At 74.1% G+C, this 14,178-nt stretch carries 10 protein-coding genes; 7 read left to right on the plus strand and 3 right to left on the minus strand.

Annotated features, from left to right (window positions below):
* Positions 1-9: 9 nt before the first annotated feature.
* Positions 10-774 (plus strand): SDR family oxidoreductase, encoded by a 765-nt coding sequence (locus tag ACGFNU_RS36090; protein WP_392601056.1) that lies wholly within the window; start codon positions 10-12, stop codon positions 772-774.
* Here the strand turns inward: ACGFNU_RS36090 and ACGFNU_RS36095 are convergent.
* The gene (locus ACGFNU_RS36095; RefSeq protein WP_392601057.1) at positions 728-2,305 is read right to left on the minus strand and encodes a BTAD domain-containing putative transcriptional regulator; all 1,578 of its coding nucleotides are present in this window, start codon (positions 2,303-2,305) and stop codon (positions 728-730) included. The genes ACGFNU_RS36090 and ACGFNU_RS36095 overlap by 47 nt on opposite strands.
* A gap of 143 nt (positions 2,306-2,448) precedes the next feature.
* Between ACGFNU_RS36095 and ACGFNU_RS36100 the strand changes: the two genes are divergently transcribed.
* From ACGFNU_RS36100 to ACGFNU_RS36115, 4 genes are all read left to right on the plus strand, one after another.
* Entirely contained in the window at positions 2,449-6,099 is a 3,651-nt protein-coding gene (locus ACGFNU_RS36100; RefSeq protein WP_392601058.1) for an AAA family ATPase, read from the plus strand.
* An 83-nt stretch (positions 6,100-6,182) separates the two neighbouring features.
* Positions 6,183-6,836: a hypothetical protein gene (locus ACGFNU_RS36105; protein WP_392601059.1), complete on the plus strand. Its 654-nt coding sequence runs from the start codon at positions 6,183-6,185 to the stop codon at positions 6,834-6,836.
* Entirely contained in the window at positions 6,833-9,508 is a 2,676-nt protein-coding gene (locus ACGFNU_RS36110; protein WP_392601060.1) for an NACHT domain-containing protein, read from the plus strand. Before ACGFNU_RS36105 ends, ACGFNU_RS36110 begins: the two co-directional genes overlap by 4 nt.
* 12 nt (positions 9,509-9,520) lie before the next feature.
* Positions 9,521-9,721: a hypothetical protein gene (locus ACGFNU_RS36115; protein ID WP_392601061.1), complete on the plus strand. Its 201-nt coding sequence runs from the start codon at positions 9,521-9,523 to the stop codon at positions 9,719-9,721.
* Positions 9,722-9,740: 19 nt separating this feature from the next.
* On the opposite strand, the gene ACGFNU_RS36120 is transcribed toward ACGFNU_RS36115, so the two are convergent.
* Positions 9,741-11,648 carry a serine hydrolase domain-containing protein gene (locus tag ACGFNU_RS36120; RefSeq protein WP_392601062.1) on the minus strand — a complete coding sequence of 636 codons (1,908 nt, stop codon included), beginning with the start codon at positions 11,646-11,648 and terminating at the stop codon, positions 9,741-9,743.
* A gap of 169 nt (positions 11,649-11,817) precedes the next feature.
* Between ACGFNU_RS36120 and ACGFNU_RS36125 the strand changes: the two genes are divergently transcribed.
* Both ACGFNU_RS36125 and ACGFNU_RS36130 read left to right on the plus strand, forming a co-directional pair.
* Positions 11,818-12,930 carry a sensor histidine kinase gene (locus ACGFNU_RS36125; RefSeq protein ID WP_392601063.1) on the plus strand — a complete coding sequence of 371 codons (1,113 nt, stop codon included), beginning with the start codon at positions 11,818-11,820 and terminating at the stop codon, positions 12,928-12,930.
* Positions 12,927-13,577, plus strand: coding sequence for a response regulator (locus ACGFNU_RS36130; RefSeq protein ID WP_392601064.1), 651 nt, complete (start codon positions 12,927-12,929; stop codon positions 13,575-13,577). Before ACGFNU_RS36125 ends, ACGFNU_RS36130 begins: the two co-directional genes overlap by 4 nt.
* A gap of 101 nt (positions 13,578-13,678) precedes the next feature.
* Here the strand turns inward: ACGFNU_RS36130 and ACGFNU_RS36135 are convergent, their stop codons facing one another.
* Positions 13,679-14,164, minus strand: coding sequence for a hypothetical protein (locus tag ACGFNU_RS36135; RefSeq protein WP_392601065.1), 486 nt, complete (start codon positions 14,162-14,164; stop codon positions 13,679-13,681).
* Positions 14,165-14,178 lie beyond the last annotated feature (14 nt).

Genomic DNA, 14,178 nt, shown 5'->3' on the forward strand with positions numbered 1-14,178 from the left:
AGGACCGGCATGGGTGATCTGACGGGCAAGACGGCGCTGGTCACGGGGGCCAGCCGCGGCATCGGACGGGCCACGGCCGAGCGCCTGGCGGCGGACGGCGCCCTGGTGGCCGTCCACTACGGCAGCGACGCGGCGGCGGCCGGCGAGGTCGTGGCCCGCATCGAGAAGGCGGGCGGGCAGGCGTTCACCGTCGGCGCCACCCTGGGCGTGGCCGGCGACATCGACACCCTCTTCACGGGCCTGGAGGCCGGGCTCGACGAGCACGGCGCGGGCGGCGCGGGGCTCGGCATCCTGGTGAACAACGCCGGGGTCATGGGCGGCGTCGCGCCCGAGGACACCACGCCCGCGCTGTTCGACGAGCTGGTCGCCGTGAACGCCAAGGCCCCGTTCTTCATCATCCAGCGGGCGCTGCGGATCATGCCGGACGGCGGCCGCGTCATCAACATCTCCTCCGGGCTGACCCGCTTCGCCAACCCCAACGAGATCGCCTACGCGATGACCAAGGGCGCGGTCGAGATGCTGGCCCTCCACTACGCCAAGTACCTCGGCCCGCGCGGCATCACCGTCAACAGCGTCGCGCCGGGCGTCACCCGCAACGGCAATCCGGTCTTCGACGTCCCGGAGGCCGTCGAGCAGATGGCCGCGCTGTCGGCGTTCCACCGGATCGGTGAACCCGGCGACATCGCCGACGTCGTCGCGTTCCTGGCGTCCGACGAGGCCCGCTGGATCACCGGGGCGTTCCTGGACGCCACCGGCGGCACGCTGGCCGGCTGACATGCCCCTCCACACCGTGACACCGCCGGTGTCCCGCCGCCCCGCCCAGCTCGCGGAGCAGATCGCCGAGCGCCAGCCCGGGGGCGCCGAGCAGCCGCGCGCTCGCCGCGCGCAGGGTCCGCGGCAGCCCGGCGCAGGCGTCGGCCAGGTCGCGCGCGGCCGAGACCTCCGTGCCCACCCGGGCCTCGCCGAGGACCTCGCGCAGCATGAGCACCGCCTCGTCCGGCGTGAGCGTGGCCAGCGAGTGCCGCCGGGCGCCCGGCAGCTCGCCCAGCGCCGACCGGCTGGTGACGAGCACGGCGGCGCTCGGCGTCCCGGGCAGCAGGGCCCGCACCTGCGCGGCGTCCCGGGCGCCGTCCAGCACCAGCAGCACCCGCCGGTCGGAGACGCGGGCCCGGAGCACCGCGGCGCGCGCCTCGGCCGACCGGGGGAGCGCCGCGGCGGGGACGCCGATGGCGATGAGCAGGTCGGCCAGCACGTCGGCGACGGGTCTCGGCGACGCGCCGTCGCCGTTCAGCGCCACGTACCACTGCCCGTCGGGGAAGGACGAGCGGAGATCGTGCGCGACGCGGACGGCCAGCTCGGTCTTGCCCACGCCCTCCGGCCCCCACACCACCGTCACCCTCGGCCCGCCCGCGTCGGCCAGGCCCTCGACCAGCCGTTTCCGGTCGAGGCCGCGGGCGACGAAGTCCGCCGCCGCCGGTGGCAGCTGGCACAGCCGCTCCCACGGCCCGGCGGTGACCGCCACCGAAGCGGCCTCCGGAGCGGCCGCCGAATCGAGCGCGGGATCGGCCCGCAGGATCCTCGTGTGCAGATCGCGCAGCTCGGCGCCCGGATCGATGCCCAGCTCCTCGGCCAGCAGCCGCCGGACGCCGGCGAACGCGGCCAGCGCCTCGGCCTGCCGGTTGTCCCGGTAGAGCGCCAGCATCAGCCGGCTCCAGAAGCCCTCCTGGAGCGGGTGGTCGCGGGTCAGATCGCGGAGCTGGCCGACGACCCGCGCGTGGCGCCCGGCGTCCAGATCGAGGTCGAGCTGCCGGCGGATCGTCTCCAGCCGCAGTTCCTCCAGCTTGGGGACCAGCGAGTGGTGCAACTCCGGCGAGGGCACGTCGGCCAGGGCCGGTCCGCGCCACAGGGCCAGCGCCCTGCCGAGACTCGTCCGCTCGGCGGGCGGCTCGCCGCGTTCGCGCGCCCGCGCCGCCTCCTTGAGGAGGGCGTCGAACTCGTGCAGGTCCAGCTCGCCGGGACCGGCCTCGATCAGGTAGCCCGAACTCGTCGTGCGGATGACGTCGGAGTCGCCCAGTGACAGCCGGAGCCTTTTCACCATCGCGTAGAGCGACGCTCGCGCGGCCCGGGGAGGTGCTTCCCACACGTAGTCGATGAGCCTGTCCACCGGAACGGTCTCGTTCGCGTGCAGCAGGAGCGCCGCGGCGATCGTCCGCTCCTTGCCGGCGGTCACCGCCCGCGCCGAGCCGCCGACCTCCAGCCGCAAGGTCCCCAGGACCGAGAATCGCCGGGTGACATAGGCCGCCATTCGTTTGCCCCCTTGGAACGCCGAGACCCGAACCCCCACCAAAAAGTGCGTCCCGCCTGCGGCGCAATCAGTCGGACGAAGGTGGACGGGATCGGACGATCTCGGATGCCTTACCATGGCCGCGGTTAGTCACAACAAGGGCCATGGGGGACATGGACGCCGCCGCGACACCGCCGTCGGGCGATGGTGCCGAGCCTTGTCCGTACCAAGGACTGGCGCCGTTCGAGGCCGACCGGACCGAGCTGTTCTTCGGGCGCGCCCGGGCGACTCGCGGCCTCCTCGATCGCCTCGCGCCACGGGTCCGCGAACGCGGATCCATCCTCCTCGTCTCGGGCGCGTCGGGCGTCGGCAAGTCCTCGCTCCTGCGCGCGGGGCTGATCCCCGCACTGGCCGAGGGGATGCTGCCGGTCAGCGGATCGGAGCACTGGCCGCGCCTGCTCATCACGCCGACCTCGGATCCCTCGCACGCGCTGGCCGAGGCGTGGGCGAAGGCGCACGGCGGGTCCGTCGACGAGGTGGCCGGGCGACTCCGCGACGACCCGGGGCGCGCGCTGGCGGATCCGGCCGGCCCGGACGGCCGTCTCGTCCTGGTGGTCGACCAGTTCGAGGAGCTGTTCACCCTGGTGACCGGCGAACGGGAACGCCAGTCGTTCGTCGGGATCCTGCACGCCCTCGCCGAAGGGCCCGCGCGGGCCGTGGTGGTCGTCGGCCTGCGCGCCGACTACTGGGACCGGTGCGCCGCCTACCCGCAGTTCGCCGAGGCCATCCAGGACGGCCAGGTCATCGTCGAGCCCATGACCGAGTCGGACCTCCGGCTGGCCGTCACCGGCCCCGCGGCGGCGGTGGGACTGGAGATCGAGCCGGGCCTGGTGGACACGATCCTGGGCGACCTGCGCGCCGACCGGTCGCCCGACGACAGATATGACCCCGGTGCCCTGCCGCTGCTCTCCCAGGCGCTGCGCAACACCTGGCACAAGCGGGAGAACGGCCGGCTGACCATCCGGAGCTACGAGGAGGCCGGCCAGGTCCGCGACTCCGTGCGCCGCACGGCCGACGAGGTCCTCCAGCGGCTGCCGGCGGCGGATCGCGCCGTCGCGTTCAAGCTCTTCCGGCGCATGACCGTGATCGCCCCGGGCGGCCGGGCGGCCCGGCGGCCGGCCACGCTCACCGAGCTCCACGCCGCCGCCCTCGCGCCGTCGGTCCCGGCGGCGGAACGGCGGGACCGGGTCGGCGCGCTGCTGTCGGCGTTCGCCGGCCGGCGCCTGATCACGCTGCACGAGGAGACCGCCGAGATCGCGCACGACGCGCTCTTGGCGGCCTGGCCCGCGCTCCGCCAGTGGCTCGAACCCGACCTGACCGCCCAGGCGGTCTACGAACGGCTCATCGACGACGCCGGTCAGTGGGCCGAGCACGGTCGCGACCCCGCGTTCCTCTACCGGGGCGTCCGGCTGCTGTCGGTCGACGACAGCCGGCCGCGCTGGGACGGTGACCCCGCCAGCTTCCCGCCGCCGGGCCCGACCGCGGCCGCCTTCCTCGGGGCGTCCGAGCGGGAGGCCCGGCGGGCCGGGCGCCGCCGCCGTGCCGTCATGGCCGTCCTCGCGGTCGCGTCGGTGCTCACCCTGATCGCGGCGGTCCTGGCGCTCGACGCGGCGGACGACGCCGATCACCAGCGCGACCTGGCGGTCTCGCGCCAGCTCGCCGCCCAGAGCGAGGTCGCCGACGACCCGATCGCCCGCACGCTGCTCGCCGTGGCGGCCTGGCGGATCGCGCCCACCGTCGAGGCCCGCCACCGCCTGCTGGACGCGGCGGCCAACCCGGGCCGGGGCAAGCTCACCGGGCACGAGTCGGAGGTCCGGACGGTGGTGTTCAGCCCCGACGGCAAGCGCGTCGCCACCGGGAGCGCGGACCGCACCGCGCGGCTCTGGGACCCCGCGTCGCGCCGCCAGCTCGGCGCCCCGTTCGTCCACCCGCGGGACGAGTGCGGGACCGCGGGCGTCAAGGCGGTCTTCGCCGTGCAGGGACGGATGCTGGTCACGAGCTGCCTCAGCACGGTCCGGTTCTGGGACATCGCCACGCACCGGCAGATCGGCGCCCCGCTCGACAGCGGCGGGGTCGTCTCGGCGCTCGCGGTCGCCCCGGACGGCCGCACGCTCGCGATCGCGAGCCTCCAGGGCACGGTCCGGCTGTGGGACGTGACCGCGCGCCGCTGGATCTCGGGCCCCATGGGCCACGCGGATCCGGGCGTCCTGAACGCCGTCAACGCGGTGGCCTTCACCACCGGCGGAAAACGCCTGGTCACCGCGGGCGCCGACCGTGCCGCGCGGCTCTGGGACACGGCGACCTCCCGGCAGCTCGGCGCGCCGTTCGAGGGGCACACCAGGGAGATCAACGACGTCTCGCCGAGCCCGGACGGGACGGCTTTCGCGACCGCCGCCTCGGACGGCACCGTCCGGCTGTGGAACCTGACCACGCACCGGCAGATCGGCGCCGCCCTGACGGCGCGCGACGGCAGGGCCGCCCTCTGGTCCGTCGCCTACAGTCCCGACGGGACGAGGCTCGCCACCGGCGGGAGCGACGGCTTCACCCGCTTCTGGGACGTGGCCGGCCACGAGCAGGTGGGGATGGAGCTCGGCGACAACCACTTCGCCGTCCAGCGGGTGGCGTTCAGCCCGGACGGCCGGCTCGTCGCCGCCGCCGGCGCCGACAGCGTGGTGCGGCTCGGAGATCCGGTGACCTATCAGCAGGTCGGCGGCGCCCTGCGCGGGTCGTCGATCGTGGCGATGAGCCCCGACGGGAAGATCGTGGCGGCGGCCGGGACGAAGGGCTCGGGGCCCGTGGTCCGGTTCTGGAGCGCCGCCACCCGCCGCCCGATCGGCGACCCGGACGAATCCGCGGACGGGCAGCCGGCCGGCGGGCGCCCGGCGGACGGCGGCCGCGCCACCCTCCGCGGCGTCGTCCACGTCCTCGGCTTCGCCCGCGACGGGCGGACGCTCACGGCCGTCGGCCCGGACGGGGTGCGGACGTGGGACACGGCGACCGGGCGCCCGGCCGGCCCAGCCACGACCCTCGGGCAGCGCACGGGCAACGGGCGGCTCACCGCGGACGGCAGGCTCCTCGCGGCCCAGCAGAACCAGTCCATCGTGTTCTGGGACGTCGGCGCGCGCCGCGAGACCGGCCCCAGGATCACCGTGCCCGGCCACACCGAGGTGATCTCGGCGATGGCGGTCAGCCCCGACGGCACCACCCTCGCCACCGCCGGTTTCGACCGCAAGGTGCGCGTCTTCGACATCGCCACGCGGCGCCCGGTCGGCGGCCCGGTCGGCATCGCGTCCAACGGCATGATCGACGCGCTGGCGTTCAGCCCCGACAGCCGCGTCCTGGCGGCCACCGCCGACGACCAGACCGTGCGGCTGTGGGACGTGGCGCGGCGGCGGCCGATCGGGGCCGCGCTCACCGGGCACACCGGCGCGGTCACCGCGATGGCGTTCAGCCCGGACGGCACGGTCCTCGCGACGGGCGCCATGGACGGCTCCCTGCGGCTGTGGGATCTGCTGACCTACCGCCAGCTCGGGCATCCGCTCACCGGCCAGGAGCGCGGCGGCATCGCCGGGATCGCCTACGGCCCGGACGGGCGGACCGTCGCGACCGCGGGCGCCGAGACCGTGCGACTCTGGAACGTGGCGCTGCCCGCCGATCCGGTGGCGGCCGCGTGCGCGAACGCGGGCCGCTCCTTCACCCGCGCCGAGTGGGAACGCTACGTGCCCCAGGAGGCGTTCCGCCAGATATGTCAGTGAGCCCGAGATGTCACTGAGCCCGAGATGTCGCACAGCGCACGTGCCGGCTCGGCGAACGACCCACGTGGACGGACGAGGCAGGAATGTTCTTTCGAGGTTTCCGGCGCCGGACCGGCCGGCCCGTTCCGGAACTGGCCGGGCTGTTCCGCTCGATCGTGGCCGAGAGCCGGCAGATCCACCCGATGGCCGCCGACTTCCTCGAGCACTTCATGGACGGCGCCGGCGCGTCCCGGGCCATGTCGCGGCGGTGGCTGCGCTCGTTCCGGGTGATCAGGAAGGCCGAGCGCAAGAACCAGCGCCGGTTCGAGCGGCAGCTCGCGCGGGCGGCCCGGGCGCTGGCCGACGGCGACTCGACCTGGGTGAACGACCACTGGGACGCGCGGATCAACGCGTTCATCGGCACCGAGCTCTTCTACGTCAGCAGGATGAGCCTGCTGCGCTCGCGCGGCTCGTTCGTCCTGACGCGGACGGGGGCGGACGTGGCGGTGTCCGGCACGGTCCGGCACCACTGGTTCGATCCCTATGACTGGGACCGCGGCCGGTGGGTCTACATTCCGAAGCACGGGTTCGTCCCGATCGCGGTCGGCCGGGAACTGGTCGAGTCCGACGAGGCGCGCAACTTCCTGATGGAGTCGCGCCACGTCCAGACGCTGGTGGGCACCTGCAGCGACGACCGATGGCCACGACGGGGGAGAGCGACGTTCGAGTGGGCGCTGGTGGGGACCGATCAGCGATGACCACCGGTGACTCCCGTCCCCCCGACCCGGCCGGCGCGGGCACGCCGGCCGACTTCGTCCAGACGCTGGTGCGGCTCCGGCAGTGGGCGGGCGAGCCGTCGCTGAGCAGGCTGCGCTCGCTCGGCGGCCAGACGGTGATCCCGGACGGCACCGCGATCGACGCGCTGCCGAAGAGCACGATCTCGCATGTGCTGCGGCAGCCGGGCAAGGTGCCGCGGTGGGACTTCGTCAAGGCGTTCGTCACCGCGTGCCTGAGCTACGGCGACTATCCGGCCGAGCTCATCCCGGGGGAGCTCGAACGCTGGCGCGCCGCCAGGACGGCCCTGACCGACCCGCCGGCCCGTCCCGCGGTTTCTGAAGCTCCGGCGGAGGACGCGGCGGCGCCGGCGGCGCCGGACGAGCCGGTGACCATGGCGGTGCCGGAGGCGGTCAAGAGCTGGATCATGGCCCAGGTCGAGGCCGCCGACCGTCCCCCGGCCGACCCCGCCCTCGAACTGCTGGCCCGGCGCGCGGCCGGGGAGGCTGACAGGGCGCGCAAGGGGCTGCTCGGCGGCTACAACATCGCCCCGATCTCCTTCGGCGCGCAGGCGGGCCCGCGCCATCCCGGTGAGGACGCGGAGGCGATCGACGACCTGCGTTCGATCGGCCGGTTCTTCAGCGGGCTGCGGCCGCGGCGCCTGCTCGTCGTGGGGGAGTCGGGGGCGGGCAAGACGGTGCTCGCCATCGAGCTGGTGCTGCAGCTGATGGAGCGGTTCGCCGCGGGCGGCGTGCCGCCGGGCGAGCGCCCGATGGTCCCGGTGCGCCTCGACGCGGCCCGCTGGACGCTGGGCACCCCGTTCGAGCGCTGGGTGGCCGGGCAGCTCGCGCAGGAGTACGGGCTCGCGGCGCAGGACGCGGCACGGCTCGTCCGCGATCGCCGGGTGCTGCCGGTGGTGGACGGGCTCGACGAGCTGGACCCCGAGCCCTCCAACGGCAAGCCGCGCCGCGCGATCGGGCTGCTGGCCGAGCTCAACCGGTACAGCGACCTCTCGGGGCGGCGCGCGGGAGCGGTGGTCGTGACCTGCCGCGCCGACCGGTACGCGCGGCTCTCCGAGGCCCGGGTGGGTCTTGAGGACGCCGCCCGCATCCACCTGCACTCGCTGAGCGTCGAGCAGATCGGCGCCTACCTGCACGCCCGCTGGCCGGACGGTCATCCGTGCGGCGAGCACCGCGACGGCATCGTGGCGATGCTGTCCGGCCCGTCGGCCGAGGCGGTGCACATCGCGCTGGCCACGCCGTGGCGGCTGCTGCTGACCGTGACCGCCGTGGAGTCCGGCGCCGACCCCGCCGAGCTGCTGCACGCCGAGACCGAGGCCGACGACGGCAAGGCGGCGGCGCGGATCACCCGGCGGCTGCTCGACGCCTACGTCCCGGCGGCGACCGAGCTGACCCCGCGCGGCGCCCACGGCGCGCCCTACCGGCCCGAGCAGGTTCGTTCCTGGCTGGTGAACCTCGCCGCCCATCTGCGCTGGCAGGCCGTGCACGCCGCCGAGACCGACCGGCCGCCGCCCGGCCTGACGGCGATCGACGTCGTTCCGCACCTGCTGTGGCCCATCGGCGGCAGGCGGCGGGTCCGGGTGCTGCACGCGCTGTGCGCCGCGGCCTTCGCGGTCGTCGCCATGCTGGCGTTCTGGGCGGGCTCGGCGGTCGACGCTCCCGGTGCCGCGGACGCCGGGCTCGGCGCCGCCGAGGCGCTCACCCTGGCGCTGATGGCGGGCTGGGTGACCATCGCGACCGGGATGGCGCTGTCGGCCTGGCCGTCGGCCGCCGGCGGGCGCGCCAACGTGCCCCGGCGCCAGCGCGTGACCGGCGGCCTGATCGGCATCGTGGCGGGCGCCCCGGCCGGTGCGCTCGGCGGCCTGGCGGGGCTCTGGCTCACCAGGGGCGAGGTCTTCGGCGTCGGTTTCGCGCTCATCGCGGGTTCCACGGGAGGCTTCGTCCTCGGCGCGGTCATCGGGGTGACCGCCGCCGGACGGCGCGGCGCCGAGCGCATGACCATCACCGAGGCGGTCCGCGCCGGACCGGCGAGCCTCATGGGGTTCGGCCTGTGCGGCGCGCTCACCGGGCTGCCGCCGCTGCGGCTCGCCGGCGCCGGCCCGCCGGCGTTCACCCTCGGCGTCACGGGCGCCTTCGTGCTGGCGTTCGCGCTCGGCGTCGTCTTCAAGATCGCCACCGGCGGCTGGAGCCCGGACGCGGAGCTGGCCCACCCGCGCGAGGCGCTGCACCGCGATCCGACGATCGGCGTGGCGTTCGGCCTCACCGGCGGCGTCGCCGCGTTCCTGGTGTTCGTCCTGAACCAGGGAGTGCTCGAGTCCCTCGTGTGCGCGCTCGTCGGCGGCGTCACGTTCGGGCTCGCCTTCGGCGCGGTCGCCTGGTCCCGCACGATGATCGGCCTGGTCGTCGCCGCCTCGCGCGGCCTGCTCCCGCTGCGGCTGTGGACGTTCCTCGACTGGGCCTGCGAGGCGCGGCTGCTGCGCGTCAGCGGCGCCACGTACCAGTTCCGCCACCGTGAGCTCCAGGACTTTCTCACCCCCGAAGGCGCGGACGCCCAGGTCAACGGGGTGATCGGGATGGACGGCCGAGAGCGGGGTAGGGCCCGGCCTGACGATGTGGCTCGGGGGAGCGATGAGTGAGGAGTGAGGACGATGGGACTCCGCAACCGGTTCTCGCGCGGCCGTGCGACCCGCGACACCGCCGACGCCCGCGAGCGGCGCCGCACCCCGAGCTTCCGGGAGATGCGCGCCAGGCTCCGCACCGAGAAGGCCGAGGCCAAGCTGCTGGAGACGGAGACCAAGATCCACGAAGAGGCCGCCCGGCTGCGCCTGCGCGCACGCCCGCGCCGGTAGGTGTTCAGCTGGTAGGTGTTCAGAGGCCCAGGTTCCATTGCCAAGCGAACCACGTGAGGGCCAAGAGACCGGTGAGCAGGCCGATCTGGTGGACGCGTGCGGTGAGGCCGGCGCCTGAGCCTCGCCAGGCTTTGACGGTGTAGAACGACGCGCAGGCGGTCATCACGACCACGACGACGGGCAGTACGAGCAGGGCTCGGAAGCTGAACGGCACCCCGTACAGGAACTCACTGGTATCGCCTAGGACCTGAACGAAGAGCAGCACCAGGAAGGCGAGGCCAAGGGCGAGAGCGCTCGCGGCAAGGGAACGCGCTATCCGCCAGGCCGAGCTCCGGGGGCGGCGACGGAGGCGTGCCAGCGGTACCGCGAGCGCGCTGAGGGCCGCGAGCACGAAGACGAGCAGGACGCCCAGGTTGACCGGCAGGGTCTCGGCGGCGCCCATCAGCTGGTAGGCGGGGCCGTCGGTCGCGACGTAGCGGCGGCCCTCCGGTCCGGCGAGGAACACGAGATGGTCCCTCCCGTCGGCGCGCGTGTAGAAGCCGTTTCCCTGAGGCCTCCAGGTCTCGCCCTTGAACCGGACGGTGCCGTCGCCGTCCACCTTCAACCGGGCCGGGCCGAGCAGGACCAGCAGCTTCTCGACCGTCGACTCGTTGTGGCGGGCGGGCTTGTAGAAGCCGCCGCGCGGAGCGGCCTCGGCCCGCAGCGTCGGCGGCGTCGGGGAAGGCTGGGAGGACGCCTGCGCGGGTTTGGCGGACGCGGGCACGAACTGGTCGAAGAAGAAGCGTCCCACCGCGGTGACGGTGTCCACTCCGCCCGTGCCGTTGGTCGAGATGAACAGCCCGAGATCGCACCCGGGAACGAGGATCATCTGGCTCTGGAACCCCTCCCAGCTGCCGTCGTGCATCAGGACGCGATGCCCGTTGATGGTCCTATCCATGAAGCCGTGGGCATACCCGCCGAGCCGTGGGTCGGCCGCATAGGAGCGTTCGTGCATCCGCGCCGCCGTCTCGGGCTTGAGGACGGCCCGCGTGCCGAACCGGCCCCCGTCCAGATGGGCGATCATGAAGTGGGCCATGTCGGTGGCCGTGGTGCTGACGGACCCGTCGGGCGGCATGACGTCGAAGGTGAACGGGATCCGCCGCGGCGGCCTGGCGTCGGAGTCGTAGCTGCGGGCGAGGTCGCGCGCGAGCGGAGCCGGGACGGGCTCGGTCGCGGTGCTGCGGTTCATGGCCAGCGGCGCGAAGAGGTGGCTCTGGACGTACCGGTCGTAGGGTTCGCCGCTCACCCGGCTGACGATGTGTCCGGCGAGCGCGGCCCCGTAGTTGGAGTAGGCGGATATCTCGCCCGGCGGGCGGATCAGGGCGGGCATGTGGTGGGCGAGGTGGTCCTCCAGGGACGGCACACCGCCGCTGGTCCGCGCTCCGGTGCCGACGACCTGTCCCTCGAAGCCCGCCGTGTGGTTCATGAGGGTGCGCAGGGTCACCGGGCGCCCGCGGACGGAGGGGACCTTGAACGCGGTCAGATACCGGTTCACGTCCGTGTCCAGGTCGAGCCTGCCCAGCTCGACCTGCTGCATCACCGCCGTCCAGGTGAAGACCTTGGTGATCGAGGCGATCCGCACCAGGGACTTCGCCGGGTCGAACGCGACGCCCCGTTCGACGTCGGCCGATCCGTACCCCTTGGCGAAGATGGTCCGGCCGTGCGACACCACGGACACCACCGCGCCCGGCACGTGATCGTCCCGGAGCCGGCCCGGCAGCGCGCCGTCGAAGAACGCGCCCAGGCCCGCCGTGGGACAGGCGGCCGCCGGTGCGGACGCGGCGGTCCGCGCCGCCCCGGCGGGCGGCGCCGGTGCGGCGAGCGAGCAGCACGCGAGGATCAGGCCGAGCACGGTACGAACGATCAGGCGGGTCTTCGGCGCGGGCATGGACGGTCCCTTCCTGGACTGGACGCTCGGTTCAGTGCCGGAGGGGGAGGGGCGAGCGCACATCGGAGCGCGGGCGACGCCGCGTTCCGACGAAAGTCGGAGCACGGCGGCCGTTTCCGGCGACGAAAGGCGGATGAGGGCGGCCCTGGCCGCGGCCTAGGCTGCGGGCATGGATGCAGCGCGCCGCCGGTGGGCCGTGGACGCGGCCCTCGTCGTGGTGTGCCTGGCCCTCACCGTTCTCGCCGTCAGAGGCCGGTGGGCGCCCATGCCCTCGGTGGTCATCGCCGGTGCCGGCGCGGCCGGGAGCCTGGCGCAGCTGTGGCGGCGCCGCCTGCCGTGGGCGGCGGCGGTGGCCGGAGCCGCGGCCTATCTCCTGTCGGGCAATCCGGGGCCGGTGATCGTCGGGCTGTATTCCAGCGGCGCCTCCATGCCCCTCCGGTACGCGTGGATGCCCACGGTCGCCGGATGGGCGGGACTCGCGGGCTGGTCATGGATCGACGAGGGCCACCTCACGCTGGGCGGCGTGGCGGGAATGGCCCTCGGTGCCGCCCTCGTCACGGCGGCGGGCGTGTACGTCGCCACGCGGCGGGCGCTGGCCGAGTCCTGGCGCGCGCGGGCCGAGGGCGCGGAGGCCGAGCGGCGGTTGCGCGACGAGCAGGCCCGCGCCGCCGAACGGGCCCGGATCGCCCGCGAGATGCACGATGTGCTGGCCCACAAGGTCTCGCTGATCGCCCTGCACGCCGGGGCGCTCGAACTCACCGCGGGAGGCGGTTCCGCTCCGGTGCGGAAAGGGGCGGCCCTGATCCGGGTGACGGCCAGGGAGGCGCTCCAGGAGCTGCGCTATGTCCTCGGCGCGCTCCGGACGGACGAGGCGTCGCTCGACGAGCCGTTCTCCGACCTGGCCTCGCTCGTCGGCGCGGCCGTCCGGGCGGGACAGCGGGTCGAGCTCGACGATCGAGCCGGGACGCTGCCGCCGGTCATGGCCCGCGTCGTCTTCCGCGTCGTCCAGGAAGGGCTGACCAACGCCCGCAAACACGCACCGCACGCCCGGGCCACCGTCACCGTTGACCGCGTCGCCGGTGGCGCGGTGAGCGTCACCGTCCACAACGACGGCGGCGCAGAGCCCGCCGACCTGCCCGGCTCCGGCACCGGCCTCGTGGGGCTCGCCGAGCGCCTCCGCCTCGTCGGCGGCACCCTGCACAGCGGCCCGGCCGGCGCGGGCTGGCGGCTGCGCGCCGAGCTCCCGTGGCGCGCCGACGGCGTGCCGGGCGACGCGTCGTGATCTCCGTCCTGCTCGTCGACGACGAGGCCCTCGTCCGCGCGGGGCTGCGCATGATCCTGGAGACGGCCGGCGATCTGACGGTGATCGGGGAGGCCGCCACCGGCCGGGCGGCGATCGACGCGGTCGGCGCGGCCCGGCCCGACGTGGTGCTGATGGACATCCGCATGCCGGGCCTCGACGGGCTCACCGCCACCGCGGCGATCCGCGCCCGGGCCCGGCCGCCCGCGGTGATCGTCCTGACCACCTTCGACGCCGACGACGCGGTCTTCCGGGCCCTGGAGGCGGGGGCGACGGGCTTCCTCCTCAAGGACACCCCGCCCCACGACCTTCTGCGCGCCGTACGCCTGGCGGCGGCGGGTGACGCGATGCTCTCGCCCCAGGTCACCCGGCAGGTGATCGACCGTGTCACCGCCCAGGACCGCACCCGCCGCCGCGACGCCCTCGACCGGCTGCGAGTTCTCACCGAACGGGAACGGGAGGTGCTCATCCAGATCGGCCTCGGCCACGCGAACGCCGCCATCGCAGCCAACCTGCACATGAGCGAGGCCACGGTGAAGAGCCATATCTCCCGGCTCTTCGACAAGCTGGCCGCCACGAACCGCGTGCAACTGGCCATCGCGGCCTTCCGCGCGGGAATCGTCGAATAGGCCACCCGGATCGATGGCGTAACGACAGTGGACCTGATGGCGCCCCCTTATTTCATGGGGAGGCGTTCATCAGGTCCGCTGTTGTTTCCTGTCTTTTCATGTCACGGTGCGCGGTTGTAGACCCGGAAATGGACGTGGGTCTTGTCGCCGCCGTCCCATTCGACGAAGCCGGGATCGACTTCGGCATTGGTCTCCGGCGCGATGACCTGGTTGAAGTCCTTGGTCATGCGGATCCTGTCGGACAGGCAGCCGCAGGTGCCCTCGCGCAGGTAGACGGTCCCGTGGATGCGGATGCCGCCGTCCGGCAGGAGGTCCGCCATCGCGTACAGCGTGGTGTGGACCTCGCCGCCGCACCCCCAGCCCTTGTCGAAGATCACCTGCTGGTAGCCGTAGACGATGTCGTTGTAGGACAGGCCGTCATGGCAATATTCGTTCTGCGAGGGCCAGTTCTCGTCGTCCTCGATGTAGACGCTGCCGGAAATGCTGACGCGCCGGGGCGGGTCCGCGAACGCCGGTGTGATCGCGGTGCCGAGCATCCCGGCCATCGCCATTCCGGCGACACCCAGGGACGCGAATCTGCGAATCAAGTATGCCTCCCCCA

This window comes from Spirillospora sp. NPDC048911 (assembly GCF_043198015.1).
Classification (GTDB): domain Bacteria; phylum Actinomycetota; class Actinomycetes; order Streptosporangiales; family Streptosporangiaceae; genus Spirillospora.